This is a genomic window from Amycolatopsis sp. NPDC051903, assembly GCF_044452505.1.
GTDB lineage: Bacteria > Actinomycetota > Actinomycetes > Mycobacteriales > Pseudonocardiaceae > Amycolatopsis.
In genome coordinates, this window is sequence record NZ_JBITBT010000004.1 from 432,296 (window position 1) to 456,751 (window position 24,456).

A 24,456-nucleotide genomic window follows, 5' to 3' on the forward strand; every position below is an offset into this window, starting at 1 on the left:
GCTACTCCGTATCGTTGCGAAGATCGGCGGCAGAGGTGTCGCCGCCGGTAATCAAGTCTAGCAACCGCTGAGCAGCGGCCCGCACGTCGGCGTTGACGACCCGTTCGTCGAACTCGCCCGCGGCGGCCAGCTCCCGCTCCGCCTCGGCGAGCCGGGCCTGCACCGCGGCTTCGGACTCCGTGCCGCGCCCGGTGAGCCTGCCGACCAGCTCGTCCCACGACGGCGGCATCAGCATCACCAGCCGGGCCTCCGGCATCGCCGCCCGGACCTGCCGCGCGCCCTGCAGTTCGATCTCCAGCACGGCGGGCCTGCCGGCCGCCAGCGCCCGTTCCACGGGCTCGCGCGGCGTGCCGTAGCAGTTGCCCGCGAACTCCGCCCACTCCAGCAGCCGCCCGTCGGCGACCATCCGGTCGAACTCCGCCCGGTCGATGAAGTGGTAGTGACTCCCGTCGACCTCGCCGGGCCTCGGCTTGCGCGTCGTGACCGAGACGCTGAAGTAGATGTCCGGTTCCAGCCTGCGCAGCTCCCCCACCACGCTCGACTTCCCGACCCCGGAAGGTCCCGAGACGACGGTGAGCCGGTGGCGGGAGGTTTCCCCCGCCACCGGCTCACCGTCGCGGCCGGTACCCCGGATCACCGGGTAGTCCTGACCGACGCCGCTCACTCGCCGCTGAACTCGGCCAGCAGCGCCTTGCGCTGCCGGTCGCCGAGCCCGCGGAGCCTGCGGCTGGGGGCGATCTCCAGTCGTTCCATGGTCTGCTGGGCACGAACCTTGCCGACGCCGGGGAGAGCCTCGAGCAGGGCCGAAACCTTCATCTTGCCGAGGACTTCGTTCTCCTCGGCCTGCTTCAGCACGTCGACCAGAGTGGTACCGCCCCGCTTCAGCCGCTCCTTCAGCTCAGCACGGATGCGGCGGGCGGCGGCGGCCTTCTCCAGCGCCGCAGCACGCTGTTCCTCTGTCAGCTGGGGAAGTGCCACGTTTTCCTCCGGTAGTTCTCAAATCTGGGTGGGTGACGCGACGGTACCCACCCTTGAGCAGGGGCCACAATGCGGGGGTGGCTGGTGGAGGCCGATTCCAGGGCCTGCTATTGGTCATTTTCGGGTGTCCGCACCAGCAGGTCCGCGACCTCGGCGGCCGCGCGGCGCAAGGAAGCGGGGTCCGGACCGTGGCGCAGCAGATCACGCGAAGACGCCGGCAGCACGCCCGGGAGGTCCGGACCGAACACTGCCCGTAAGTCCGCCACGGTTGCCCCCTGGGCGCCGAAACCGGGCGCGAGCACGGGGCCGTTGAGCCGGGAAAGATCCAGCTCGCCGGGGGTGATCGTGGCACCGACGACCACACCTACGTCACCGTAGGGTTCAGTCCCCGCGTTGTGCTCCGCCGCCGCGTCGACGACACTCTGCGCGACCGTGCGGCCGTCGGGCAGCCGCGCGCTCTGGAGGGCGTGCGCCTCGGGGTTGGAGGTGCGCGCGAGCACGAACAGGCCGTTGCCCGCCGCGGTCGCGGCCGCCACCGCGGGATCGAGCGCACCGAACCCGAGATAGGGCGACACCGTGGCCGCGTCGGCCGTGAACGCGGCCTTGTCGGCCACGTACGCGGCCGTGTAGGCGGCCATGGTCGAACCGATGTCCCCGCGCTTGACGTCCAGCAGCACGAGCGCTCCGGCGTCGTGGGCCGCGTCGACGACGCGCTCCAGCACCGCCACCCCGGCCGGGCCGAACGCCTCGAAGAACGCCGACTGCGGCTTCACGATCGCCGTGACGGCCGCCAGCGCCTCCGTGGCGCCCAGCGCGAACCGCTCGAGCCCGCTCGCGTCCAGCGGCAGGCCCCAGGACTCGATCAGGCCCGGGTGCGGGTCGATGCCGGCGCAGAGCGGCCCGCGCGCGGCCACCGCTCTCGCCAGCCGGGCCCCGAACCGCTCGGGCGCGTTCACGTCGTGGCCTTCAGCGCCGCCTGGAGGCTCTGGAGGCTCCGGACCCCGATGTCACCCCGGATGAGCGCTTCGATGCCGTGCACGGCCGCCGCCGCGCCCTGCACGGTGGTGATGCACGGGATGTCCCGCGACACCGCCGCCGTCCGGATCTCGTAGCCGTCGATGCGCGGCCCGCTGTTGCCGTACGGGGTGTTGATGACCATGTCGACCCCGCCCGCGAGGATCACGTCCACGATGTTCGGCTCGGCCTCGGTCGAGCCTTCGTAGTGCTTGCGCACCACCGTGCACTCGACCCCGTTGCGGCGCAGCACCTCCGCGGTGCCGGACGTCGCGAGGATCTCGAAGCCGAGGTCCGCGAGCCGCTTGACCGGGAAGACCATCGAGCGCTTGTCGCGGTTGGCCACCGAGACGAACACCCGCCCGGAGGTCGGCAGCGAGCCGTACGCGCCGCTCTGGGACTTCGCGAACGCCTTCCCGAACGACACGTCCACGCCCATGACCTCACCCGTCGACTTCATCTCCGGGCCCAGCAGCGAGTCGACGCCGTGGCCCTCGGGGGTGCGGAAGCGGTGGAACGGCAGCACGGCTTCCTTGACCGCCACCGGGGAGTCGGCGGGCATCCGGCCGCCGTCGCCCTCGGCGGGCAGCACCCCGGAGGTGCGCAGGTCCTTGATCGTGGAGCCGGTCATGACCAGCGCCGCCGCCTTCGCGAGCGGCACCGCCGTGGCCTTGGAGACGAACGGGACCGTGCGCGAGGCGCGCGGGTTGGCCTCCAGCACGTACAGCACGTCGTCCTTGAGGGCGTACTGCACGTTCAGCAGGCCGCGCACCCCCACGCCGCGGGCGATCGCCTCCGTGGAGCGGCGCACCTCCTCGAGGTCGGTGGCGCCGAGCGTGATCGGCGGCAGCGCGCACGACGAGTCGCCGGAGTGGATGCCGGCCTCCTCGATGTGCTCCATGACGCCGCCGAGGTAGAGCTCCTCGCCGTCGAAGAGGGCGTCGACGTCGATCTCGATCGCGTCGTCGAGGAACCGGTCGACCAGCACGGGGTGCTCCGGCGTGACCTCGGTGGCGCGGCGGATGTAGCCGGCGAGGGTCTCCTCGTCGTACACGATCTCCATGCCGCGGCCGCCGAGCACGTACGACGGGCGCACCAGCACCGGGTAGCCGATCTCGTCGGCGATCCGCTTCGCGCCTTCGAACGAGGTCGCCGTGCCGTATTTCGGCGCGGGCAGCCCGGCGTCGCCGAGGACCTCGCCGAACGCGCCGCGGTCCTCCGCCAGGTTGATCGCCTCCGGCGGGGTGCCCACGACGGGGACCCCGGCGTCGGCGAGCCGCTGCGCCAGGCCCAGCGGCGTCTGGCCGCCGAGCTGCACGATCACGCCCGCGACCGTGCCCGACGCCTGTTCCGCGTGCACGACCTCGAGCACGTCCTCGAAGGACAGCGGCTCGAAGTACAGGCGGTCGGAGGTGTCGTAGTCGGTCGAGACCGTCTCCGGGTTGCAGTTGACCATCACGGCCTCGAACCCGGCCTCGCGCAAGGCGATCGCGGCGTGCACGCACGAGTAGTCGAACTCGATGCCCTGCCCGATGCGGTTCGGGCCGGAGCCGAGGATCAGCACCTTGGGCTTGTCGCCCTGCACCACGACCTCCGACTGCGCCGCGGGGTCGGTCTCGTAGGCGGAGTAGTGGTAGGGCGTGTTGGCGGCGAACTCGGCCGCGCAGGTGTCGACGGTCTTGAACACCGGCCGCACACCGAGGCGGTGGCGCAGCGCGCGCACCCCGTCCTCGCCCGCGAGCTCGGGCCGCAGCGCGGCGATCTGCCGGTCGGACAGGCCGGTGCGCTTGGCGCGGCGCAGCAGGTCGCCGTCGAGCACCGGTGCGTCGCGCACCTCGGCGCCGACCTCGCCGATCAGCGCGATCTGGTCGATGAACCACGGGTCGAGGCCGCTGGCCTCGTGCACCTGCTGCACGCCGGCGCCCAGCCGCAGCGCGCGCTCCACTTCGTACAGCCGGCCCTCGTGCGGCACGCGCAAGGCGTCCAAAGTGGACTCCAGCGTCGCGCCCTCGGGGTCGGGCCGGGTCCAGAAGCCGGTGGCCTTGGTCTCGATCGACCGCATGGCCTTGCCGAGCGCCTCGGGGAAGCTGCGGCCGAAGGACATCGCCTCGCCGACGCTCTTCATCGTCGTGGTGAGCGTCGGGTCCGCGCCGGGGAACTTCTCGAACGCGAAGCGCGGGATCTTCACCACGACGTAGTCCAGCGTCGGCTCGAACGCCGCCGGGGTCTCGCCCGTGATGTCGTTCTGGATCTCGTCGAGCGTGTAACCGATGGCGAGCTTCGCGGCGATCTTGGCGATCGGGAAGCCGGTGGCCTTCGACGCGAGCGCCGACGAACGCGACACGCGCGGGTTCATCTCGATCACGACCATGCGCCCGTCGGCCGGGTTGATCGCGAACTGGATGTTGCAGCCGCCCGTGTCCACGCCGACCTCGCGCAGCACGGCGATGCCGACGTCGCGCATCACCTGGTACTCGCGGTCGGTGAGCGTCATCGTCGGCGCGACGGTGACCGAATCGCCGGTGTGCACGCCCATCGCGTCGACGTTCTCGATCGAGCACACGACCACGACGTTGTCGTGCTTGTCGCGCATCAGCTCGAGTTCGTACTCCTTCCAGCCGAGCACGCTCTCCTCGATGAGCACCTCGGTGACCGGCGACTCGCTCAGGCCGGTGGACGCCAGCCGCTCCAGTTCCTCCGGCGTGTACGCCAGGCCGGATCCGAGCCCGCCCATGGTGAACGACGGCCGGATCACAACCGGCAGGCCGAGCTCGGCGACGGTGTCGCGCACCTCGGCCATGTCGTGGCACACGCGGCTGCGCGGCACGTCGGCGCCGACCGTGCGCACGATGTCCTTGAACTTCTGGCGGTCCTCACCGCGCTGGATGGCGTCGATGTCGGCGCCGATCAGCTCCACGCCGTACTTCTCGAGCACACCGCGCTCGTGCAGCGCGACGGCGCAGTTGAGCGCCGTCTGACCGCCGAGGGTCGCCAGCAGCGCGTCGGGGCGCTCCTGCGCGATGACCTTCTCCACGAAGTCCGGCGTCACCGGCTCGATGTAGGTGGCGTCGGCGAACTCGGGGTCGGTCATGATGGTCGCCGGGTTCGAGTTCACCAGGCTCACGCGCAGGCCTTCGCTGCGCAGCACCCGGCAGGCCTGCGTGCCCGAGTAGTCGAACTCGGCGGCCTGCCCGATCACGATCGGCCCGGAGCCGATCACCAGCACGTGCTGGATGTCCGTCCTCTTCGGCATCAGGCCTTCTTCTCCATCAGGGTCACGAATTCGTCGAACAGCGGAGCCGCGTCGTGCGGGCCGGCCGCGGCTTCGGGGTGGTACTGCACCGAGAACGCCGGCACGTCGAAGGCGCGCACGCCCTCGACCGTGTCGTCGTTCGGGCAGTAGTGGCTGATCTGCGCCTCGCCGTAGGGCGACTCGAACCGCTGGCCCGGCTCACCTTCGAGCGCGAAGCCGTGGTTCTGCGCCGTGATCGCGACGCGGCCGGTCGCCACGTCGATCACCGGGATGTTGATGCCGCGGTGGCCGTAACGCATCTTGTAGGTGCCCAGCCCCAGCGCGCGGCCGAGGATCTGGTTGCCGAAGCAGATGCCGAAGAGCGGGATCTCGCGCTCCAGCACGGCCTTCGTCAGCTCGGTCGCGTGCGTGGTGGTCGCCGGGTCGCCGGGGCCGTTGGAGAGGAAGACGCCATCGGCCTCGACGGCGAGCAGGTCCTCGACCGAGGTCGCGGCGGGCAGCACGTGGACCTCGAGGCCCCGCTGCGTCATCAGGCGCGGGGTGTTGGACTTGATGCCCAGGTCGAGCGCGGCCACGCGGAAGCGCCGCTCCCCCTGGGCCTCGACCACGTACGGCTTGTCCGTGGAGACCTCGCCCGCGAGGTCGGCGCCCTTCATCTGCGGGCTCGCCAGCACTTCGGCGACCATCTGCTCCTCGGTGCCCAGCGCGTCGCCGGAGAACACGCCGGCGCGCATCGCGCCGCGCTCGCGCAGGTGGCGCGTGAGCGTGCGGGTGTCCACCTCGGCGATGCCGACCACGCCCTGGCGCGTCAGCTCCTCGTCGAGGCCGCGCTTGGCGCGCCAGTTCGACGGGGTGCGCGCGGGGTCGCGCACGACGTACCCCGAGACCCAGATGCGGGCGGACTCGTCGTCCTCGTCGTTCCAGCCGGTGTTGCCGATCTGCGGCGCGGTCTGCACCACGATCTGCCGGTGGTAGGACGGGTCGGTCAGGGTCTCCTGATAGCCGGTCATGCCGGTGCAGAACACCGCCTCGCCGAGCGTCCGCCCGCGCGCGCCGTACGCCGCGCCGCGGAAGACCCGGCCGTCCTCGAGGACCAGGGCGGCCGGGCCGCGGGTGCCGTTCGCGGTGCTCACTGGGCACCTCCCTTGATGTCGTGATCCGAGTTGTCGGGGGAAAGCTGCTCGATCCACTGTGGATAGTCGTCGAGCTCGTCGCCGCGGAACCCGGTGTCGAGTTCCTTGCCGGCCAGCTGCCAGGTGATGACGAGCAGCGCGTCGGTGCCCATCACCTTCCCGGCGATGCGCGAATCGCGGCGGACGCCGGTGACCGCCTCGCGCGGGATCCAGAAGTCGGGCGCGCCACCGCGTTCGATCGCGATTCCGCCCGGGTGCAGGCGCCACACCGCGCCGGTGCGCAGGCCCGCGCCCCGGGTCACGATGCGGTCCTGCCAGTTGCCCGCGGTCGTGGTGCTGACGTACAGCCCCGCGGATTCCAGGAGCACCTCGCCGGGCTCCGCCGGAAGCTGCGGGAACGGCGCCACCTGCGCGCTCTGCGAGCGCGCCTTGCGCCGCCAGCCCACCCACATGCCCCACAGGCACAGCAGGAAGAAGACGACGATCCCCAGGGTGAGGAGGAGCCGGTCCATCAGCAGATCTTCCCTTCGCGCGCCGTGATCCGCCCGCGCAGCACGGTGGCCGTCACCACGGCGGGCAGCCGCATTCCCTCGTACGGGGTGTTGGCGGCGATGCTGGCGAGCTCCGCACCGCGCACCGTCCACTCGGCACCCGGGTCCACGAGCGTCAGGTTGGCCGGCTCGCCGACCTCGATCGGGCGGCCGTGGTCGGGCAGGTTGCCGATCGCGGCGGGCCGCTCGCTCAGCACGCGGGCGACGCCGCGCCAGTCGAGCAGGCCCGTTTCGACCATCGCGCGGACGACGACCGAGAGCGCGGTCTGCAGCCCGAGCATGCCGGGCCGCGCGACGCTCCACTCGGTGTCCTTGTCCTGGGGCGCGTGGGGCGCGTGGTCCGTGGCGACGCAGTCGATCACACCGTCGGCCAGCGCGGCCCGCAGCTTCTCGACGTCGCCGCCGGTGCGCAGCGGCGGGTTCACCTTGTTCACCGGGTCGTAGGTGGCCAGGCGCTCGTCGGTGAGCAGCAGGTGGTGCGGCGTGACCTCGGCCGAGACCCGGGTGCCGCGGTCCTTGGCCCAGCGCAGCACGTCGACCGTGCCGGCGGTGGACACGTGGCACACGTGCAGCCGCGCCTTGGCGTGCTGGGCCAGCAGGCAGTCGCGCGCCACGATGGACTCCTCGGCCGACGCGGGCCAGCCCGGGTAACCCAGGCGCGCGGAGTGCTCGCCTTCGTTGGCCTGCGCGCCGACCGTCAGCCGCGGCTCCTCGGCGTGCTGCGCGACCACCGCGTCGAGCGCGGTCGAGTACTCCAGCGCGCGGCGCATCAGCAGCGGGTCGGCCACGCAGACGCCGTCGTCGGAGAACACGCGCACGGCCGCGGTGCCCTTGGCCATCGTGCCGAGCTCGGCGAGCTTCTCGCCCTTGAGCCCGACGGTCACGGCGCCGACGGGGTGCACGTCGACCAGGCCGATGTCCTGCCCGCGCCGCCACACGTGGTCGGTGACCAGCGCGTTGTCGGCCACCGGGTCGGTGTTGGCCATCGCGAACACGGCGGTGTAGCCACCGAGCGCGGCGGCCGCCGAACCGGTTTCGATCGTCTCGGTGTCCTCGCGGCCGGGCTCGCGCAGGTGGGTGTGCAGGTCGACGAACCCGGGCAGCAGGACCTGGCCGGCGGCCTCGACGACCTCGGCGTCAGCGGGCACGGAGACCCGGCCGATCGCCGTGATCACGCCGTCCTCGACCAGCACGTCCACCGGCTCGCCCTCGCCGTACGGGCGGGCGCCCTTGAGCACGAGCGGGGTGCCGGTGTGCGGCGCCGCCTCCGCAGAAGTGCGTGCGTCGGCGGTCATTCGGCGGCTCCTTCACTGGCCAGGAGGTGGTAGAGGACGGCCATGCGGACGTGCACGCCGTTGCGGACCTGCTCGGTGATGGCCGCGGACGGGGAGTCGGCGACCGCCGAGGCGATCTCCATCCCGCGCAGCATCGGTCCGGGGTGCAGCACCACGGCGTGGTCGGGCAGCAGGCGCTGGCGCCGCTCCGACAGGCCGTACGCGATCGAGTACTCGCGCGAGCTCGGGAAGAACCCGCCGGTCATCCGCTCCGCCTGCACCCGCAGCATCATCACGGCGTCGACAGCCGGCAGTTCGGCGTCGAGGTCGTGGGACACGGTGACCGGCAGGGTCTCGACCCCCACCGGCAGCAGCGTCGGCGGCGCCACGAGCACCACCTCCGCGCCGAGGGTGCTGAGCAGGTGGATGTTCGAGCGGGCGACACGGCTGTGCAGCACGTCGCCGACGATCGCGACCCGGCGGTCCTTGAGCGTGCCGAGCCGCTCGCGCAGCGTCGCGGCGTCGAGCAGCGCCTGCGTGGGGTGCTCGTGGGTGCCGTCACCCGCGTTGACCACCGCGGTGCCGGCCTCGGCGAGCCAGCCCGACAGCCGGTGAGCCGCGCCCGAGGCCGGGTGCCGGATGATCACGCAGTCGGCGCCGGCCGCCGCCAGGGTGAGCGCGGTGTCCCGCAGCGATTCGCCCTTGTTCACCGAGGAGCTCGACGCCGAGACGTTGATCACGTCGGCGCTCATCCACTTCCCGGCGATCTCGAACGACACGCGCGTGCGGGTCGAGTTCTCGTAGAACAGCGTGATGATCGTGCGGCCGCGCAGCGTCGGCAGCTTGCGGACCTCCCGGCCGAGCAGCGTGTGCTTGAGCTCGTCGGCGGTGTCCAGGACGGCCGTCGCGGTGCCGGCGTCCAGGCCGTCGGTGGCGAGCAGGTGCTTCACCGGGGTTCTCCTTCCGGCGCGCGGAGCAGGACCGCGTCGCGGCCGTCCGTTTCGGACAGCAGCACGTTCACGCCCTCGGCCCGCGCGGTGGGCACGTTCTTCCCGACGTAGTCGGCGCGGATCGGCAGCTCGCGGTGGCCGCGGTCGACGAGCACGGCCAGCTGCACGGCGCGCGGGCGGCCGTGGTCGCGCAGGGCGTCGAGCGCGGCGCGGATGGTGCGGCCGGAGAACAGCACGTCGTCGACCAGGATCACCACGCGGTCGTCGACGCCGTCGGGCGGCAGCTGGGTCTGCTCGAGCGCGCGCGGCGGACGGCGGCGCAGGTCGTCGCGGTACAGGGTGACGTCGAGGGCGCCGGACGGGGGCACGACCCCGGAGAACTCGCCGATCTTCTCGGCGAGGCGGGCGGCCAGCGGCGTACCGCGGGTGGGAATGCCGAGCAGCACCGGTGGCGCGTGCCCGGCGGGTGGAACGTCGCCCGAAGCACCCGCACCGAGTGCGGTCTTCTCGATGACCTGATGGGCCATCCGGGCGATGGTGCGCGCGACATCGCCGGCCGACAGGAGCTCGCGCTCCCCGACCGGCTCCGCCGCGCCACGCGGACGTGACGACAAGGCGGACCTCCTTCCCCGCCTCTCTGGACGGGTCCTTAAAGGACGTCGACTCCCAGCTCGTGCCGGGAAATCGCACCGACAGTAGCAGGAGCGGTCAATCAGCCTTCCGGGTGGTGTACCCACGTCCGCGACCAGGCACGAAGACGTTCTGCTTGACCTGGTGACAACTATGCGTAACCATTACTCTGAGTATTCGACTCGAGGAGTCCCCTGACCGGTCAACCCGACCGGCGTGGGGGTGAGGAAACGGAGAACCACCAGATGGGCGATTACGCCAAGGCGCTCGGGGCCAAGCTCCGCGGGATCCGCCAGCAGCAGGGCCTGTCCCTGCACGGGGTCGAGCAGAAGTCGGGCGGCCGCTGGAAGGCCGTCGTCGTCGGCTCGTACGAGCGTGGTGATCGAGCCGTCACCGTCCAGAAGCTGGCCGAACTGGCCGACTTCTACGGTGTGCCGGTGGTCGAACTGCTGCCGGAGGGCCGCGTACCCTCGGGTGCCGAGCCCGCCACGAAGATCGTGATCAACCTGGAGCGGCTGCAGCAGCTGCCAGCGGAGAAGGTCGGCCCGCTCGCGCGGTACGCGGCCACCATCCAGAGCCAGCGCGGCGACTACAACGGCAAGGTGCTCTCCATCCGCACCGAGGACCTGCGGTCGCTCGCCATCATCTACGACATGACCCCCGGCGAGCTCACCGAGCAGCTCATCGACTGGGGCGTCCTGCCGCCCGAGGCTCGTCCGTCCAAAGAAGACTGATGCGCGGCGGATGTCCGACGCGGTGGGCGTTTTCGGCGGGGCACCGGCGACGCTCAGCATGCTCCGGACACCCGCCGGCGCCCTCGCCCGGCTGCGGACGGTGATCATCGCCGCCCCGCCGGTCCCTTCGCTGCCGCGCGGCCGCCCCGGCGCGTGACCCGATCGGGCTAGCGCTTCCGGGTCACCCCTCCGGTGAACCCGGTTCACCGGGCGACGCCCGAGCGGAGCGAGGTGTGACGAAGACCTCTCCCGGACCCCACACGTGAGGCTTCCTGGGGGCACCTCAGCTTCGGAAACGACGAAGGCCGCGCACTCCCCGAGGGGTGCGCGGCCTTTCGTGCGGCCGGGGCCGCTACAGCTAGAGCACGGCGCGGAGCCGGTCCGCGATGGTGCCGATGCGGCCGAGCACGCCGTTGACGAAGCGGGGCGAGTCGTCGGTCGAAAGTTCCTTCGCGAGGCCCACGGCCTCGTCGATGGCGACCGGGTCCGGCACGTCCGAGGACCAGAGCATCTCGTAGACGCCCACGCGCAGCACGGCCAGGTCGACGGGTGGCATGCGCTCCAGCGTCCAGCCCTGGGAGTGCTCGGCGAGCAGCTCGTCGATCTGCTCGCGGTGCGCCGTGACGCCCTCGACCACGGTGATCGTGTAGTCGGCGATCGGGTCGACCTCGACGGAACCGACGCGGTCGGCCAGGAGGGTGACCGCGTCGGTGCCGCGCTGGGAGGCTTCGTACAGCATCTCGACGGCGCGCCGCCGGGCCTGCCGCCGGCTGATCGGACCGCCGCGGTGGGGGTGCGGTTTCTGCTTGTCCGCCATCAGCCGGAGATGCGGCCGAGGTACCGGCCGTCACGGGTGTCGACCTTGATCTTCTCGCCGGTCGAGACGAACAGCGGCACCTGGATCTCCGCGCCGGTCTCCAGCGTCGCCGGCTTGGTGCCGCCGGTGGAGCGGTCGCCCTGCAGGCCCGGGTCGGTGTGCTGGATGAGGATCTCGACCGAGGTCGGGAGCTCGACGTACAGCGGCTCGTTCTCGTGCACCGCGACCTGGACCTCGGTGTTCTCGAGCATGTAGTTGGCGTTGTCGCCCACGACCTGGGCCGGCACCGTGATCTGGTCGTAGGTGTCGCCGTCCATGAACACGAAGTCCTGACCGTCCTTGTACAGGTAGGTCATGTTGCGGCGGTCCACGGTGGCGGTGTCGACCTTCGTGCCGGCGTTGAAGGTCTTGTCGACGACCTTCCCGGTCAGCACGTGCTTGAGCGTGGTGCGCACGAACGCACCGCCCTTGCCCGGCTTGACGTGCTGGAACGCGGTGACGGTCCACAGCTGGCCGTCCAGGTTGAGGACGAGCCCGTTCTTCAGGTCGTTGGTGGTGGCCACGAGCTTTCGGTCTCCTGTGTCGATCTCTTCGTCCGCGGCCCGTCTCAGACGGCCACGAGGTCCTTGGTGGTCAGGGTGAGGAGTTCGGGCCTCCAGGCCCGCACGACGAGCGTGTCCTCGATGCGCACGCCACCGCGCCCCGCGAGGTACACGCCGGGCTCGACGGTGACCGCCATACCGGCGGACAGTGTACCGACGCCCGTGGTAGCGAGGCTCGGCGCCTCGTGCACCTCGAGCCCGACGCCGTGGCCGAGCCCGTGCGCGAAGTCGTCGCCGTGGCCCGCCGCGGCGATCACCGACCGGGCCGCCGCGTCCACTTCGGACACGTCGGCGCCCGGCGCAACGGCCGCGGTGCCCGCCGCCTGGGCGCGGTGGACCAGGTCGTAGAGCTCGCGCTGCCAGTCGGCGGCCTTGCCGAGCACGAACGTGCGCGTCATGTCGGAGTGGTAGCCGTCGACCGTCGCGCCGAAGTCGAGCTTCACGAAGTCGCCTTCGCGCAGCTCGGCGCCGGTGGGCTGGTGGTGCGGGATCGCCGAGTTGGGCCCGGTGGCCACGATCGTGGCGAACGACGGCTCCGACGAGCCGTGCTCGAGCATGCGGTTCTCCAGGTCGCGGGCCACTTCCAGCTCGGTGCGGCCGGCGCGCAGGCCACCGGCCGCCAGCAGGTCGGCGAGCGCGCGGTCGGCCGCGGCGCAGGCCGAGCGCAGGGCCGCGACCTCGACCTCGTCCTTCACCGCGCGCAGCTGCTCCACCAGCCCGGGCGTGCGGATGAGCGCCACCTTCTCGAAGCGCACCTTGAGCACCTCGTGCTCCTCCACGCTCACGTGCTGGCTCTCGAAGCCGGTCCGCCCGTAGGCCGAGTGCTCGCGCGCCGCGAGGTCGGCCAGCACGCGGGCGCTCGCGCGGCCCATGACGCGCTCCAGGTCGGGCACCTCGGCGGCCGACTGGGTCGTGTAGCGCCCGTCGGTGCAGAACACGGTCTTGTCCTCACCGCCGGCGTGCACGAGCAGCGCGGCGTTGGACCCCGTGAACCCGGTGAGGTAGCGGATGTTGAGCAGGTCGGTGACGAGCAGCGCGTCGACCCCGGATTCGGTGATCAGGGACCGCAGCGAGCCGCGGCGGTGAGCGTGGGTTTCAGGCACCCGGCCAGCTTAACCAGCCGGCGAGGGCGGGCCGGGGACGCGCGCGGCGGTCACGTCGGCGCCCGGGAGCGCACCCGGCGTCGCCGGCCGGGGACGGACACGCGGCGTTCACGCCCGGCCACCTACACTCCGTCCATGCTGGGTGCCTGGTTGACTCGCGGGCTGGTCATGGCCGTCGTGCACGCCGCCGCCATGACGCTGCTCGCCAAGTGGTCCGTGTTCCACCCGACCGACCAGACCGTGATCACCTCCGCCACGCTCGCCGTGCTGGTGGGGATCGCGGCGCTGTGGAGCGCGGTCGACGGCTGGCGCGGCGTGGCGCACCGCGGGCGGGCCTGGTTCATCGCCGCGCTGGTGGCGGGTGTGGTGTCCGGCATCCTGTACGTGATCGGCCGCGCGGTGTTCGTCGACCAGACCGGTGTGTCGGAACTGGCCGCGGCGCTCACCGGCGGTGCGGCGTTCTCGGCGCTGCTCGTGCTGGTGCCGGCCGGGCTGGGGCTGTTCGTGGGCGGGCGCATCCGGCGGCCCGCACCGGAGGCCCCCGAAATCGGGGACGCCGACGACGACTCCGACGACGGTTCGGGCAGCCAGTCGGGGCAGCTGGAGCTGCCGGAGCCCGCCGCGGCCGCGGCGAAGCCCAAGCCGTCGCCGGTCAGCCGCCCAGCGGCAAACCGGGCGCGTAGGCGTCCCACTGTCGCGGGTCGATCTCCGTCACCTCGGCCCCGTTGAGGCCGACGGTCGCCGTGTCGGGCAGGCCGTAGAGCACGTCGCCGAGCACCACGCCGTACCCGCGCCCGTAGGCGTGGACCACGGGGGTGGCGGACTTCAGCGTCGCCTTCACCGGGATGCCGCCGACGGGCGTGAGCGGCCGGTCCACGACCTCGCCGGCCAGCTCCACCGCGACCGAACGGCGGTCGACGCGGATGCGCTCGCCGCGGCGGAACAGGTCCATCCGGCGGTCCGGTGACGGCATCGCGACCCCGTCGAAGGTCGTCGTCACGCGGTCCGGACTCGAGCAGCCGCCGGCGCCGTGCACGTCGAGGCCGAAGTGCTCGAGCCCCGTCGGCGCGCCCGCGGAGCCGATCGCGGTCGCGCGGACCACGTCGAGCGAGACCGTGTCGCACGGGTCCGTGACCGAGGTCGGCGCGTGCCCGTCGGGCCGGCGGACGAGCCCGGGGCCTTCCTTCCACGCGCCGGGGATCGTGAGCGGCGCGTAGGGCTGGAGCGTGAAATCGCGGTCCCAGAAGGTCAGCGTCGTGCCCGTCGCGGTCTCGTGGGCGATCACGAACGCGTCGAGCGCGCCGGCCCATTCGAGATCGGCGCTGAACCCGTCGACCACCGAGCGCTCGCGCGGGGCGTTGGTCCCCGCGACGGGCGCGAAACCCCCGTCCCCCAGCGCTTCCACGCCGCTGCGGAACGCCGGGTCGTGGGAGCGGATCACGAACTGCCCCGCGCCGTTCCAGCCGGCGGCGCGGCCCGTGGTGTCGGTGAACATCAGGTAGTACCAGCCGTCGAGGAACACCACCGACGGCTGGCCCGCGCCGTAGACGTTGTCGCGGTGCACGTCGTGCGAGGGCCCGAGGATCGGCTGCCCGCCCGCGGCGCGCGTCCAGTGGATGCCGTCGCTGCTCGTGGCGAGCCCGATGGCGTTGCCGAGCGCGTGGTCGCCCGCCGCGCCCGTGTAGTACAGGTAGTACGTGCCGCCGACGCGCAGCACCGACGGGTCGCACGTGTGCACCCCGTCGAACCCGCCCGGTGAACCGGACAGCACCGCGACCGGCGCGCCACCGCCCGGGCCGGTGAAGGGCCCGTCGGCCGTCGGCGCTTCGCCGTACAGGATGTCGTCGCCCGGCGGGGGTGCGCTGCTGTACTGGCTGCACCACCACATGCGGGTCTTGCCGCCCTCGACCATCACGGTGGGGCCGTAGTTGTAGACCGCGTCCGCGGCGCCGGCCGCCACCACCCCGGAGCTCTGGCGGGCGTTCGCGGTGCCGAGCGCGACGTTCGCCTCGCGCGGTGGTTTCGGCGGAGCCTGCTCGCCGCCGGCGATGCCGCCGTGGTCCGGTCCGTCGGCCTGGGACTGCGCGTAGCTGTCGCTGCAGCCCGCCACCACGACCCCGGACAGAGCCAGGGCGAGGAGGGCACGCACTGGTCGCGGACCCCCGCGACGGAACGGGCGCATGATGGGGAAGTGTAACGAGCCTTAACCCGGACGGGTGAGTGGCTCCCGGCGTGGCGGGTGGTCCAGGGCAACGAGTTCGACCTCGAAGCCGTCTTCGTTCTCGAGGTAGGCCGCGTAGTGCGCTTTTCCTCCCGCGTAGGGGTATTCGGCGGTGAAGAGCGGCCGCCAGCCGGATCCGCCGCCGGCGAGTTCGTCGACCTGCGCGCGGGTCGCCACGTGCAGCGCGAGGTGGTTGAGCCCCGGACGGGTGCGCTCGTGGGTGCCGGCCGTCCGGGCGGGCGAGGCTTCGACGACGACGTACGTCGGGCCCAGGCGCCAGCTGACGCCGGTGGGCCAGCGCTGGAACTCGCGGTAGCCCAGCCGGCCCAGCAGCCAGCCCCAGCTGCGCTCGGCGCGCGCGAGGTCCGGCACCCAGAGCTCGATGTGGTGCGGTTTCCCGTGTGCGGTGGGCAGGGCGACGAGCACACGGTGCTCGGCGCCGTAGTGCTCACCGGACCCGACGTCGAGGAACCCGAGCCGGCTCGCGACGGCCCGGCTGGCCGCGTTGTCCTCGTGCACCAGCGCCCAGACGGCGGGCAGGCCGAGACCGTGCAGGCCGTGGTCGACGAGCGCGCGGGCGGCTTCCGTCGCGTAGCCGTGGCCGGCGTGGCGGGCCGTGATGAAGTAGCCCAGCTCCGCGACGTCTCCCGGCAACTGCGAAGACGGGCGCAGGTGCGCGACGCCGATGACCTCGCCGGCGCGTTCCACGGCCCAGTGCCCCTGGCCTTCGGGACCGGCGTAGGCGAGCCGGCGGGCGACCATGGTGTGGGCCTGCGCGGGGTCGGAGAAGTCGGCGGCGAAGTACCGGCTCATCTCCGGGTCGGCGAACACCGCCACCACTGCGTCGGTGTCGCCTTCGGTCAGTGCCCGCAACCGGAGCCGTTCGGTGGTGAGCTCCGGGACCGGGCTCACTTCGCGTTCGCGGCCAGCCAGCGCAGCGCGAGCGGGTACCCGTCCACGCCGAGACCCACGATCACGCCGTCGGCGATGTCGGAGAGCACGCTGTGATGGCGGAACTGCTCACGCTTGTGGACGTTGGTGATGTGCAGCTCGATCAGCGGCGCGGGCACCTGCGCCGCGGCGTCGCGCACGGCGATCGAGTAGTGCGTCCACGCGCCGGCGTTGAGCACGACGGGGGTGGCGGCGTCGGCGGCTTCGTGGAGCCAGCCGACGAGCTCACCCTCGTGATCGGTCTGGCGCACTTCGACGTCGAGGCCGAGCTCCGTGCCGGTGTCCACGCACAGGGCCACGAGGTCGTCGTGGGTGGTGGAGCCGTAGACGTCGGGCTCGCGCTTGCCGAGGCGGCCGAGGTTGGGACCGTTGAAGACGAAGACCTTCACAGCAGCACGCTCCCGCCGTTCTGGGGCGCTTCCGCCGCGACCGCGGAGTAGGCCGCGGCCAGCAGCGCCGGGTCGGGGCCTTCGAGCCGGCCCGGTTTGGCGAGCCCGTCGAGAACCACGAACCGGAGCACACCGGAACGGGTCTTCTTGTCGCCCTTCATGGATTCGACGAGCTGCGGCAGCGCGTCGGGGTCGTACGTGGTCGGCAGGCCGATCAGCTTGAGCACCGACGCGTGGCGCGCCGCGGTCTCGTCGTCGAGGCGGCCCGCGAGGCGCGCGAGCTCGGCGGCGTACACGAGGCCCACGCTCACGGCCGCGCCGTGGCGCCAGCGGTAGCGCTCGCGGCGCTCGATGGCGTGCCCGAGGGTGTGGCCGTAGTTGAGGATCTCGCGCAGGTCGGATTCGCGCAGGTCCGCGGCGACCACGTCGGCCTTGACCTGGATCGAGCGGCGGACCAGCTCGGCGAGCACGTCGCCCGTCGCGTCGAGCGCGCCGGCCGGGTCCTGCTCGATCAGCTCAAGGATGCGCGGGTCGGCGATGAACCCGGTCTTCACGACCTCGGCCATGCCGGCGACCAGCTCGTTGGGCGGCAGCGTCTCGAGCGTCGCGAGGTCGACGAGCACGGCGCTCGGCTCGTGGAACACGCCGACGAGGTTCTTGCCGGCCTCGGTGTTGATGCCCGTTTTGCCGCCGACGGCCGCGTCGACCATGCCCAGCAGGGTCGTCGGCACGTTGACCAGGCGGACCCCGCGCATCCAGGTGCCGGCGACGAACCCGGCGAGGTCCGTCACGGCGCCGCCGCCGAGGCCGACGACCACGCCGCGGCGGTCGAGGCCGATGCGGCCGAGCACCTCCCAGCAGAAGCTGGCGACCGTGAAGGCCTTGCCGTCCTCGGCGTCGGGGATCTCCACGCGGTGCGCGTCCAGGCCCGCGGCGGCCAGCTCGTCGCGCACGGCCTCGGCCGTGGTGGTGAGGGTGGGCGGGTGGATCAGCGCGACCTTGGACGCGTCGGCGAGCTGCGCGGTGAGCTCGGCCAGCAGGCCGCGGCCCACGACCACGTCGTAGGGGTGCGCCGTCGCGACGCGGATCCGGACCGGTTCGGACACGGTTGTCTCACTACTCCTGCAACTGCTCGGATTGCTGGTCGGCGGCCGGCTCGAGCGCGGCGACGGCGGCCGCCACCACCTCGGCGGGCGTCCGCTGATCGGTCTCGATCTCGACGGTCGCCACTTCCCGGTACACCGGCAGGCGCGCGTCGAGCAGGGCTTTGAACGTCGCGCGCGGGTTCACGCCCGCGAGCAGCGGGCGCGCGCTCGACAGGCCGGTGCGCTGCACCCCGGCGGCGAGCCCGACGTTCAGGAACACCACGGTGTGCTTCGCCAGCAGCGCGCGGGTTTCCGCCGTGAGCGGGGCGCCGCCGCCGAGCGACAGCACGCCGTCGTGTTCGTCCAGCGCCGTCGCCACGGCCTGCGCCTCCAGCGCGCGGAACGCCGGTTCGCCGTCCTCGGCGAAGATGTCGGCGATCGCGCGGCCGGCGCGCTCGACGATGTCGTCGTCGGTGTCCCGGAACGCCACGCCGAACGCCTCGGCCAGCATCGGGCCCACCGTGCTCTTGCCCGAACCCGGCGGCCCGACCACGACGGCGCGGGGGCTCACCAGCGCTCCTCGAGCGCCTTCAGGTAGGCCTCGGCGTTGCGCTTGGTCTCGGCGAGCGAGTCGCCGCCGAACTTCTCCAGCGCCGCCTCAGCCAGCACCAGCGCCACGACCGACTCCAGCACGACCCCGGCGCGCGGCACCGCGCACACGTCCGACCGCTGGTGGATCGCGACGGCGGGCTCGCCCGTGCGCACGTCCACCGTGGACAGCGCCTTGGGCACCGTCGAGATCGGCTTCATCGCGACGCGGACCCGCAGGATCTCGCCGTTGGTGATGCCGCCTTCCAGCCCGCCCGCGCGGTTGGTCCGTCGGGTGACGCCCACCGGCCCGGTGCCGCGGTCGATCTCGTCGTGGGCTTGGCTGCCCCAGCGCCGCGCCGTGGTGAAGCCGTCGCCGACCTCCACGCCCTTCATCGCCTGCACGCCCATCAGCGCGCCCGCGAGGCGCGCGTCGAGCCGCCGGTCCCAGTGCACGTGGGACCCGAGGCCCGGCGGCAGTCCGTAGGCCAGCACCTCGATCACGCCGCCGACGGTGTCGCCCGCCTTCCGCACCGCGTCCACCTCGGCGACCATCGCCTCGGTGCCCTCGGCCGAGAACGACCGCACGGGGCTCTCGTCGATCGCCGCGAGGTCCTCGGGCTTCGGCAGCGGGCCCTCGGGTGCGTCCGCGCCCCCGATCGACACGACGTGGCTCAGGACCTCGGCGCCCAGCAGCTGGCGCAGGAAGTTGCGCGCCACCGTGCCCAGCGCCGTGCGCGAAGCGGTCTCGCGAGCGCTCGCCCGCTCCAGCACCGGGCGCGCCTCGTCGAAGCCGTACTTCTGCATGCCCGGCAGGTCGGCGTGCCCGGGGCGCGGCCGCGTGAGCGGCTCGTTGCGCGCCAGCCCGGCGAGCACCTCCGGGTCGACCGGATCGGCCGCCATGACCTGTTCCCACTTGGGCCACTCGGCGTTCTCGATCTGCACCGCGATGGGGCCGCCCTGCGTGAGCCCGTGGCGGACCCCGCCGAGGAACTGCACGTGGTCGGTTTCGAACCCCATGCGGGGGCTGCGACCGAACCCGAGCCGGCGCCGCGCCAGCTGCGCGGTGAGGTCCCCGGTGGTCACCTCCACCCCGGCGGGCAGGCCCTCGAGCACAGCGGCGAGGGCGGGTCCGTGCGATTCTCCTGCGGTGATCCAGCGCAACACCTGACAATCCTGTCACGGCTGGCAGGACGCCCGGCCGGGAGCCCCTCAGCTCGGGACCACCCCCGATCCCACCCCGGGGAAGACCGCGCACGTCCAGGCCGCGAGCACCAGAGCCGGCCCGTGGGGCACACCACACCGGAGCGCCCGGCGGGGGCTACCGGCGGCCCCGTTGCCGCCGCCCTGCGCCCGCGCACGGCCACCCGCACCGAGGGCAGCCGGAATCGCATCGCCGCCCGACGCGAACCCGGCGCTGCCTGGCGAGAACGGCCTGCCACTCGCGCCGCTGTGTGGCGTGAACCCAGCACTGCCGAGCACGGACGATCCACTACCCGGCCCCATCGCACCGCGACTTAGCGAGAACCCGGCACTACCGCTCGCGCCACTGCGTGGCGCGAACCCAGCACTGCCGAGCACGGACGATCCACTACCCGGCCCCATCGCGCCGCGACTTGGCGAGAACGGCTTACCGCTCGCGCCACTGCGTGGCGCGAACCCAGCACTGCCGAGCACGGACGATCCACTACCCGGCCCCATCGCGCCGCGGCTCGGCGAGAACCCGGCACTACCGGGCCCGGACAGGCTGCCGTCTGGCCCGATCGCGCCGCCCCCATCCGGCCACCGCGCCCGCGCCACGATCTCCATCCGCACGGCGAGCACCGCACTCACGACCGCCGCGGCGATCGCCGCGAACACCATCGACACCCAGCCCAGCGCGCCCAGCACCGCGCCCAGGACGCCCGCGAGCTTGACGTCGCCCGCGCCCATCCGGCCCGGCAGGGCGCGGTGGACCGCGAGGTGCGCGCCGCCGAACACGAGGGTCCCGGCCACGGCGTCGACGAGGAGGGCCGGGCCCCCGCCGGTCGCCGCGGCCAGCCCGAGCGCGACCGCCATCGCGGGGTACGCGGGCAACGTGAGCGCATCGGGCAGCCGGCGGTGCTTGAGGTCGGCGAGGCTCAGCGGCACGCCGACGACCGTGAGCAGCCACGGCACCGGCCACCACCACCGCGCCCACGCGTCCGCACCGCTGCGCCACGCGACGACACCGAGCGCACCGGCGACGAGCGCCACCGCGGCCACCGGCGGCACCGGCGCCCCGGCTCGCTTCACCGACCAGACGAGCAGCGGCACCACGACCACTCCCGCCACGACCATTCCCCAGGACATGCCTCCACGTTCGCAGCGATGCCGCGAAAGGCCAAAGCCGCGATGGTGCGAGGGGACCGTTCGCGCCGAAACGGCCCCGAATTCACCCGACGGAGCAGCCGAACACCAACGGGAGCACGCGCCGAACCGCGGTGGAAAACGCAAACCGCCGCAGCTGCGCGAAATCGAGCTGCGGCGGGAGCGGCTACCTAACCTCCGGACAAGTCATGGATAAACCAAGCGCATCAACGGTTTCCCCGTCCGGACGCTCCGGATCTCCAGCGACCCGATGTCCTGCGACTTCAGCTTCGTCCCGACGACGACCTTGGCGGTGTACTCCGGCATCGCCTGCCACGTCGCCAATTGTGTCTGGGCACCGTCGCGCGCGATGGCGACCAGCGAATAGTCGCCGCCACGACCACCGCGGTAGCTGCAGGACATCTCGACCTCGGTGCCCCACGCCTCGGTTTCGAGGCGCGCCGCAGCCTGGATCGGGTATTCGCCCAACGCGGACATCGCCAGCGCGGGCGGCTGCGGCGGCGGTGCGGGCGCCGCCGGGGGCGCCTCCGGCAAAGCCAGCGACACCGCCAGCGCCACCCCCGCCGCGACGGCCAACCCGGCCGCTCCCCCGGTCACCGCGGTCCGGATCCGCCGCCGGCGGCGCACCTTGCGCATCAGCGTGGGAAGCAGGTCGGGGGGCGGCCCCTCCGAACCGCCCGCGACCTCCCCGGGCCCCTCGCCGCCCCCGACCGGCGCCGACGAACCCGAAGAACCGGAAACCCCCGAACCACCCGGCACCGCCGACGAACCGGCAGTACCAGCCGTACCCGAAACCTCCGCGGCATCCGGAACCTCCGGACCACCGGCAGAGCCCGACACCTCACCCGCGCCGGCAACCTCGGCGGCACCGGCAACGCCCGAGGCATCCGGCGCCGCCGGGCCCGACACCCCCGGACCACCCGAACCCCCCTGAGAACCGGAAACCCCACCCGCGCCGGCAACCTCGGCGGCATCGGCAACGCCCGAGGCATCCGGCGCCGCCGGGCCCGACACCCCCGGACCACCCGCAGCACCAGCAGGACCCGAACCACCGGCAGAGCCCGAAACCCCACCCGCGCCGGCAACCTCGGCGGCACCGGCAACACCCGAGGCATCCGGCGCTACCGGGCCCGACAACCCCGGACCACCCGCAGCACCAGCAGAACCCGAACCCCCACCCGTACCGGACATTCCGGCAGCACCGTCAACGCCCGAGGCATCCGGCGCACCCCCAGCACCCGGGGCTCCGGGGACTCCTGAAGCACCGGACGCTCCCGAGGCACCCTCCACCCCGGGAAAGCCCGGAACACCAGCAGAACCCGAAGCCCCGGGGCCACCCGACCCCCGGGTCTGCGCCAGCAATCCCGGCAACCCCGCCAGCTCTCGCACCGCGGCCGCGCACCGGTCGCACCCCGGCAGGTGCTCTTCGAACGCCTGGCGCTCCTCCGGTGACAGCGCACCGAGCACGTACGCCGCGTCATACGTCGCGAATTCGTCGGCGATCACTGCGTCACGCCCCGCTCCTCCAAAGCCAGGCGAAGGGCCCGCAACGCGTAGTGCGTTCGGGACTTCACCGTCCCCTCGGCGATCCCCAGGGTCCGGGCGGCGTCGGCCACCGAGTACCCCTGGAAGTAGCACAGGTCGAGCACCTCGCGGTGCCGCACCGAGAGCTCGCCCAGCGCCTCGGCCACCAGCCACCCCTGCACTGCCCGCTCCGTACCGTCGGCCACCGCGCGCTCGGGCGGAGCGTCGGTGACGACCTCCGAGCGCGAGGTCGCCGACCGCCACCCGTCGATGGCGATGCGCCGCGCGACCGTGAACAGCCACGCGCGGGCCGAACCCCGCGACTGGTCCAGCACGTCCGTGTGCCGCCACGCCCGCAGCAGCGTCTCCTGGACCACGTCCTCCGCGTGGATCCGGTTGCCGCCGGTCAGGTGCAGGGCATAGGACCACAGCGCGGCCGCGTGCTCTTCGTGCAGCGCGCGCATCAGCTGGTCCTCGACGTCGCTCCTCCCCACCGGGCCGCCTCGGTCAGCGACCGGCCGGCACCGCGTGCGCGCCGCCCGCCTGGCGCGCCCGCACCTCCTGCGCCAGCAGCACCAGGCCGCAGATCACGCACAGCGCCTCGGTGACCACACCCCAGTACTCGAACTGGCTGTTGAACTGGTCGTGCACGCCGTAGAAGCCGACGGTCACCGACAGGACGTACGCCAGCAGCGTCACGCCGCCGAAGCCGAACGTGAGGAACGGCGGCACCCAGTGCCGCCACGCCAGCAGCGCCACGGCGATCACGACGCCGGCGATCCCGTTGACCAGGAACAGCGGCCCGACCACGGGGATGTCCGAGTAACCGCTGCCGAAGTACAGGTAGAAGTGGACCGCGGCGGACCCCACGAGCCCGAGCGCGCCCAGTCCGCGCATCCAGTTGGCCAACATGGCTCTCTCCTTCACCTCACCCGTTCAGAATCCCTCTCCCCCACTACACGGAAGCACCGCCCTTCCGGTTCACCGGACGACCGATGCGGTGAACGGGTGAACCACTCGGGCCGGGGCTTCGTTACTAGGGGCATGACTGCCGAACTGCACTCCCGCCGCTCCGTTCTCACCACCGGTGCCGCCGTCGCCGGCGTCGCCGTGGGCACCGTCGCCCTCGCGGCGTGCGGCGGCGGCTCGGACTCCGGCTCGTCGAGCGGGGACGCCCCCAAGCCCGGCGGGAAGGTCATCGCGCTGTCCGACGTGCCCGTCGGCCAGGCGAAGTCCGCCAAGACCCCCGACGGCCAGGACGTGATCGTGGCCCAGCCGACCGCCGGTACCGTGAACTGCTTCAGCGCCGTCTGCACCCACCAGGGCTGCACCGTGAACCCGCCGCAGGGCGCCGAGATCCACTGCCCCTGCCACGGTTCGGTCTACGACTCGCTCACCGGCGCGGTGAAGAACGGCCCGGCCGAAAAGCCACTGCCGAAGGTGAACGTGAAGGTCCAGAACGGCGAGGTCGTCACCGCCTGAACACACCCCCAGCCGCGCACGACGAAGGGCCCCTGCCGGACGATCAGCGTCCGCCAGGGGCCCTTCCGCGCAGTACCCGGCTCAGCCGGTCCAGGTGAACAACGGGTCGCCCGCGGCGACGGTGCGCCCGGGCTCGAGGCCCGCGAGCACGTCGGCCTGGGCGTCGAGCCCGACGACCGGCACGATCGGCGAGTAGCCGGCGGCCGCGACGGCTTCGGGGTCCCAGCCGACCACCGGCTGGCCGGCGCGCACGACCTCGCCCTTGACCACGTGGAGCGTGAAGCCCTCGCCCTTCTCCTTGACGGTGTCGATGCCGAGGTGCACGAGCACGGCGCGCCCGTCCTCGGTCGCCACCACGAAGGCGTGCGGGTGCAGCGTCACGACGGTGCCGTCCACCGGCGCGACGGCGTCGGCGCGGCCGCCGCTCGGCTTCACGGCGATGCCGGGGCCGACCATCGCCTCGGCGAACACGGGGTCGGGCACCTCCGTGATCGCGACGACCTCACCCGCGACGGGGCTCAGGATCTCGAGGCTCACATCAGGTCCTCGATGTCGCTGGCGATCGTGTCCGCCTCCGGCCCGACGATCACCTGGACCGCGGAGCCCATCTTCACCACGCCCATCGCGCCGGCGGCCTTGAGCGCCGCCTCGTCGACGAGGCTGTTGTCCTCGAGCTCGCACCGAAGGCGCGTGATGCAGCCTTCGATCTCGACGACGTTGTCCGCGCCGCCGAGCGCCGCGAGAATCTTCTCCGGCCTGTCATCCGCCATCGCGGCCTCCTCGTTTCCCGTTCGTTCCCGACGTGGGCCAAGTGCGCTCCACCACTAC

27 protein-coding genes and 2 pseudogenes are annotated in these 24,456 nt (G+C 72.6%); 4 read left to right on the plus strand and 25 right to left on the minus strand.

Features of this window, described 5'->3' with window-relative positions; all coding sequences use genetic code 11:
- Position 1: 1 nt before the first annotated feature.
- The 9 genes from gmk to pyrR all read right to left on the minus strand — a co-directional run bounded on the left by gmk (position 2) and on the right by pyrR (position 9,767).
- A complete protein-coding gene (gene gmk, locus ACIA77_RS12980) occupies positions 2-664 on the minus strand; it encodes a guanylate kinase (protein WP_395886028.1) in 663 nt (220 codons plus the stop codon).
- Entirely contained in the window at positions 661-978 is a 318-nt protein-coding gene (gene mihF, locus ACIA77_RS12985; protein ID WP_003096398.1) for an integration host factor, actinobacterial type, read from the minus strand. Before mihF ends, gmk begins: the two co-directional genes overlap by 4 nt.
- Before the next feature lie 107 nt (positions 979-1,085).
- Positions 1,086-1,934: an orotidine-5'-phosphate decarboxylase gene (pyrF, locus tag ACIA77_RS12990; protein ID WP_395886029.1), complete on the minus strand. Its 849-nt coding sequence runs from the start codon at positions 1,932-1,934 to the stop codon at positions 1,086-1,088.
- Positions 1,931-5,245 (minus strand): carbamoyl-phosphate synthase large subunit, encoded by a 3,315-nt coding sequence (gene carB / locus ACIA77_RS12995; RefSeq protein ID WP_395886030.1) that lies wholly within the window; start codon positions 5,243-5,245, stop codon positions 1,931-1,933. Before carB ends, pyrF begins: the two co-directional genes overlap by 4 nt.
- Positions 5,245-6,378: a glutamine-hydrolyzing carbamoyl-phosphate synthase small subunit gene (gene carA, locus ACIA77_RS13000; protein ID WP_395886031.1), complete on the minus strand. Its 1,134-nt coding sequence runs from the start codon at positions 6,376-6,378 to the stop codon at positions 5,245-5,247. Before carA ends, carB begins: the two co-directional genes overlap by 1 nt.
- Positions 6,375-6,890, minus strand: a complete 516-nt coding sequence (locus tag ACIA77_RS13005) for a transporter (protein WP_395886032.1) — start codon at positions 6,888-6,890, stop codon at positions 6,375-6,377. The genes carA and ACIA77_RS13005 overlap by 4 nt, the downstream gene beginning before the upstream one ends.
- Entirely contained in the window at positions 6,890-8,224 is a 1,335-nt protein-coding gene (locus ACIA77_RS13010) for a dihydroorotase (RefSeq protein ID WP_395886033.1), read from the minus strand. The genes ACIA77_RS13005 and ACIA77_RS13010 overlap by 1 nt, the downstream gene beginning before the upstream one ends.
- Positions 8,221-9,153: an aspartate carbamoyltransferase catalytic subunit gene (locus tag ACIA77_RS13015; protein ID WP_395886034.1), complete on the minus strand. Its 933-nt coding sequence runs from the start codon at positions 9,151-9,153 to the stop codon at positions 8,221-8,223. Before ACIA77_RS13015 ends, ACIA77_RS13010 begins: the two co-directional genes overlap by 4 nt.
- Positions 9,150-9,767: a bifunctional pyr operon transcriptional regulator/uracil phosphoribosyltransferase PyrR gene (pyrR, locus tag ACIA77_RS13020; protein WP_395886035.1), complete on the minus strand. Its 618-nt coding sequence runs from the start codon at positions 9,765-9,767 to the stop codon at positions 9,150-9,152. The genes ACIA77_RS13015 and pyrR overlap by 4 nt, the downstream gene beginning before the upstream one ends.
- Positions 9,768-10,028: 261 nt before the next feature.
- Here pyrR and ACIA77_RS13025 point away from each other — a divergent pair, with 261 nt between their 5' ends.
- Together ACIA77_RS13025 and ACIA77_RS13030 are read left to right on the plus strand one after the other, a co-directional pair.
- Positions 10,029-10,517, plus strand: coding sequence for a transcriptional regulator (locus ACIA77_RS13025; RefSeq protein WP_003096372.1), 489 nt, complete (start codon positions 10,029-10,031; stop codon positions 10,515-10,517).
- 10 nt (positions 10,518-10,527) lie between these two features.
- Positions 10,528-10,674 carry a hypothetical protein gene (locus tag ACIA77_RS13030; RefSeq protein ID WP_395886036.1) on the plus strand — a complete coding sequence of 49 codons (147 nt, stop codon included), beginning with the start codon at positions 10,528-10,530 and terminating at the stop codon, positions 10,672-10,674.
- A gap of 201 nt (positions 10,675-10,875) precedes the next feature.
- On the opposite strand, the gene nusB is transcribed toward ACIA77_RS13030, so the two are convergent.
- The 3 genes from nusB to ACIA77_RS13045 are packed head-to-tail and all read right to left on the minus strand — an operon-like array spanning position 10,876 to position 13,039.
- Positions 10,876-11,334: a transcription antitermination factor NusB gene (nusB, locus tag ACIA77_RS13035; protein ID WP_395886037.1), complete on the minus strand. Its 459-nt coding sequence runs from the start codon at positions 11,332-11,334 to the stop codon at positions 10,876-10,878.
- Complete coding sequence (gene efp, locus ACIA77_RS13040; protein ID WP_395886038.1) at positions 11,334-11,897, minus strand: elongation factor P; 564 nt, start codon at positions 11,895-11,897, stop codon at positions 11,334-11,336. Before efp ends, nusB begins: the two co-directional genes overlap by 1 nt.
- A 44-nt stretch (positions 11,898-11,941) precedes the next feature.
- A complete protein-coding gene (locus ACIA77_RS13045) occupies positions 11,942-13,039 on the minus strand; it encodes a M24 family metallopeptidase (RefSeq protein WP_395886039.1) in 1,098 nt (365 codons plus the stop codon).
- A gap of 135 nt (positions 13,040-13,174) precedes the next feature.
- Between ACIA77_RS13045 and ACIA77_RS13050 the strand changes: the two genes are divergently transcribed.
- Complete coding sequence (locus ACIA77_RS13050; protein ID WP_395886040.1) at positions 13,175-13,768, plus strand: B-4DMT family transporter; 594 nt, start codon at positions 13,175-13,177, stop codon at positions 13,766-13,768.
- Here ACIA77_RS13050 and ACIA77_RS13055 read toward each other — a convergent pair.
- The 11 genes and pseudogenes from ACIA77_RS13055 to ACIA77_RS13105 form a co-directional block, all read right to left on the minus strand.
- The gene (locus ACIA77_RS13055) at positions 13,692-15,221 is read right to left on the minus strand and encodes a beta-xylosidase (RefSeq protein ID WP_395886041.1); all 1,530 of its coding nucleotides are present in this window, start codon (positions 15,219-15,221) and stop codon (positions 13,692-13,694) included. The two genes, ACIA77_RS13050 and ACIA77_RS13055, sit on opposite strands and share 77 nt — an antisense overlap.
- 21 nt (positions 15,222-15,242) lie before the next feature.
- Positions 15,243-16,172, minus strand: coding sequence for a GNAT family N-acetyltransferase (locus ACIA77_RS13060; protein WP_395886042.1), 930 nt, complete (start codon positions 16,170-16,172; stop codon positions 15,243-15,245).
- On the minus strand, positions 16,169-16,600 hold the full coding sequence (aroQ, locus tag ACIA77_RS13065) for a type II 3-dehydroquinate dehydratase (protein ID WP_395886043.1): 432 nt from the start codon (positions 16,598-16,600) through the stop codon (positions 16,169-16,171). Before aroQ ends, ACIA77_RS13060 begins: the two co-directional genes overlap by 4 nt.
- The gene (gene aroB, locus ACIA77_RS13070) at positions 16,597-17,706 is read right to left on the minus strand and encodes a 3-dehydroquinate synthase (protein WP_395886044.1); all 1,110 of its coding nucleotides are present in this window, start codon (positions 17,704-17,706) and stop codon (positions 16,597-16,599) included. Before aroB ends, aroQ begins: the two co-directional genes overlap by 4 nt.
- Positions 17,707-17,716: 10 nt before the next feature.
- Positions 17,717-18,256, minus strand: coding sequence for a shikimate kinase (locus ACIA77_RS13075; RefSeq protein WP_395886045.1), 540 nt, complete (start codon positions 18,254-18,256; stop codon positions 17,717-17,719).
- Complete coding sequence (gene aroC / locus ACIA77_RS13080; protein WP_395886046.1) at positions 18,253-19,440, minus strand: chorismate synthase; 1,188 nt, start codon at positions 19,438-19,440, stop codon at positions 18,253-18,255. The genes ACIA77_RS13075 and aroC overlap by 4 nt, the downstream gene beginning before the upstream one ends.
- A gap of 45 nt (positions 19,441-19,485) precedes the next feature.
- Positions 19,486-20,604: a prepilin peptidase gene (locus tag ACIA77_RS13085; protein ID WP_395886047.1), complete on the minus strand. Its 1,119-nt coding sequence runs from the start codon at positions 20,602-20,604 to the stop codon at positions 19,486-19,488.
- A gap of 204 nt (positions 20,605-20,808) precedes the next feature.
- Positions 20,809-21,258, minus strand: a complete 450-nt coding sequence (locus tag ACIA77_RS13090) for a hypothetical protein (protein WP_395886216.1) — start codon at positions 21,256-21,258, stop codon at positions 20,809-20,811.
- A 771-nt stretch (positions 21,259-22,029) separates the two neighbouring features.
- A pseudogene (locus tag ACIA77_RS13095) lies at positions 22,030-22,128 on the minus strand (zf-HC2 domain-containing protein); the annotation flags it as partial.
- Positions 22,125-22,610: a sigma-70 family RNA polymerase sigma factor gene (locus tag ACIA77_RS13100; RefSeq protein ID WP_395886212.1), complete on the minus strand. Its 486-nt coding sequence runs from the start codon at positions 22,608-22,610 to the stop codon at positions 22,125-22,127. The pseudogene ACIA77_RS13095 and the gene ACIA77_RS13100, both read right to left, overlap by 4 nt.
- A 43-nt stretch (positions 22,611-22,653) precedes the next feature.
- Positions 22,654-23,058, minus strand: coding sequence for a hypothetical protein (locus ACIA77_RS13105; protein WP_395886048.1), 405 nt, complete (start codon positions 23,056-23,058; stop codon positions 22,654-22,656).
- A gap of 132 nt (positions 23,059-23,190) precedes the next feature.
- Here ACIA77_RS13105 and ACIA77_RS13110 point away from each other — a divergent pair, with 132 nt between their 5' ends.
- Positions 23,191-23,628 (plus strand): Rieske (2Fe-2S) protein, encoded by a 438-nt coding sequence (locus tag ACIA77_RS13110; protein ID WP_395886049.1) that lies wholly within the window; start codon positions 23,191-23,193, stop codon positions 23,626-23,628.
- A gap of 81 nt (positions 23,629-23,709) precedes the next feature.
- Here the strand turns inward: ACIA77_RS13110 and ACIA77_RS13115 are convergent, their stop codons facing one another.
- Entirely contained in the window at positions 23,710-24,165 is a 456-nt protein-coding gene (locus tag ACIA77_RS13115; protein WP_395886050.1) for a PTS glucose transporter subunit IIA, read from the minus strand.
- A pseudogene (locus ACIA77_RS13120) lies at positions 24,162-24,407 on the minus strand (glucose PTS transporter subunit EIIB); the annotation flags it as partial. The gene ACIA77_RS13115 and the pseudogene ACIA77_RS13120, both read right to left, overlap by 4 nt.
- Positions 24,408-24,456: the final 49 nt, after the last annotated feature.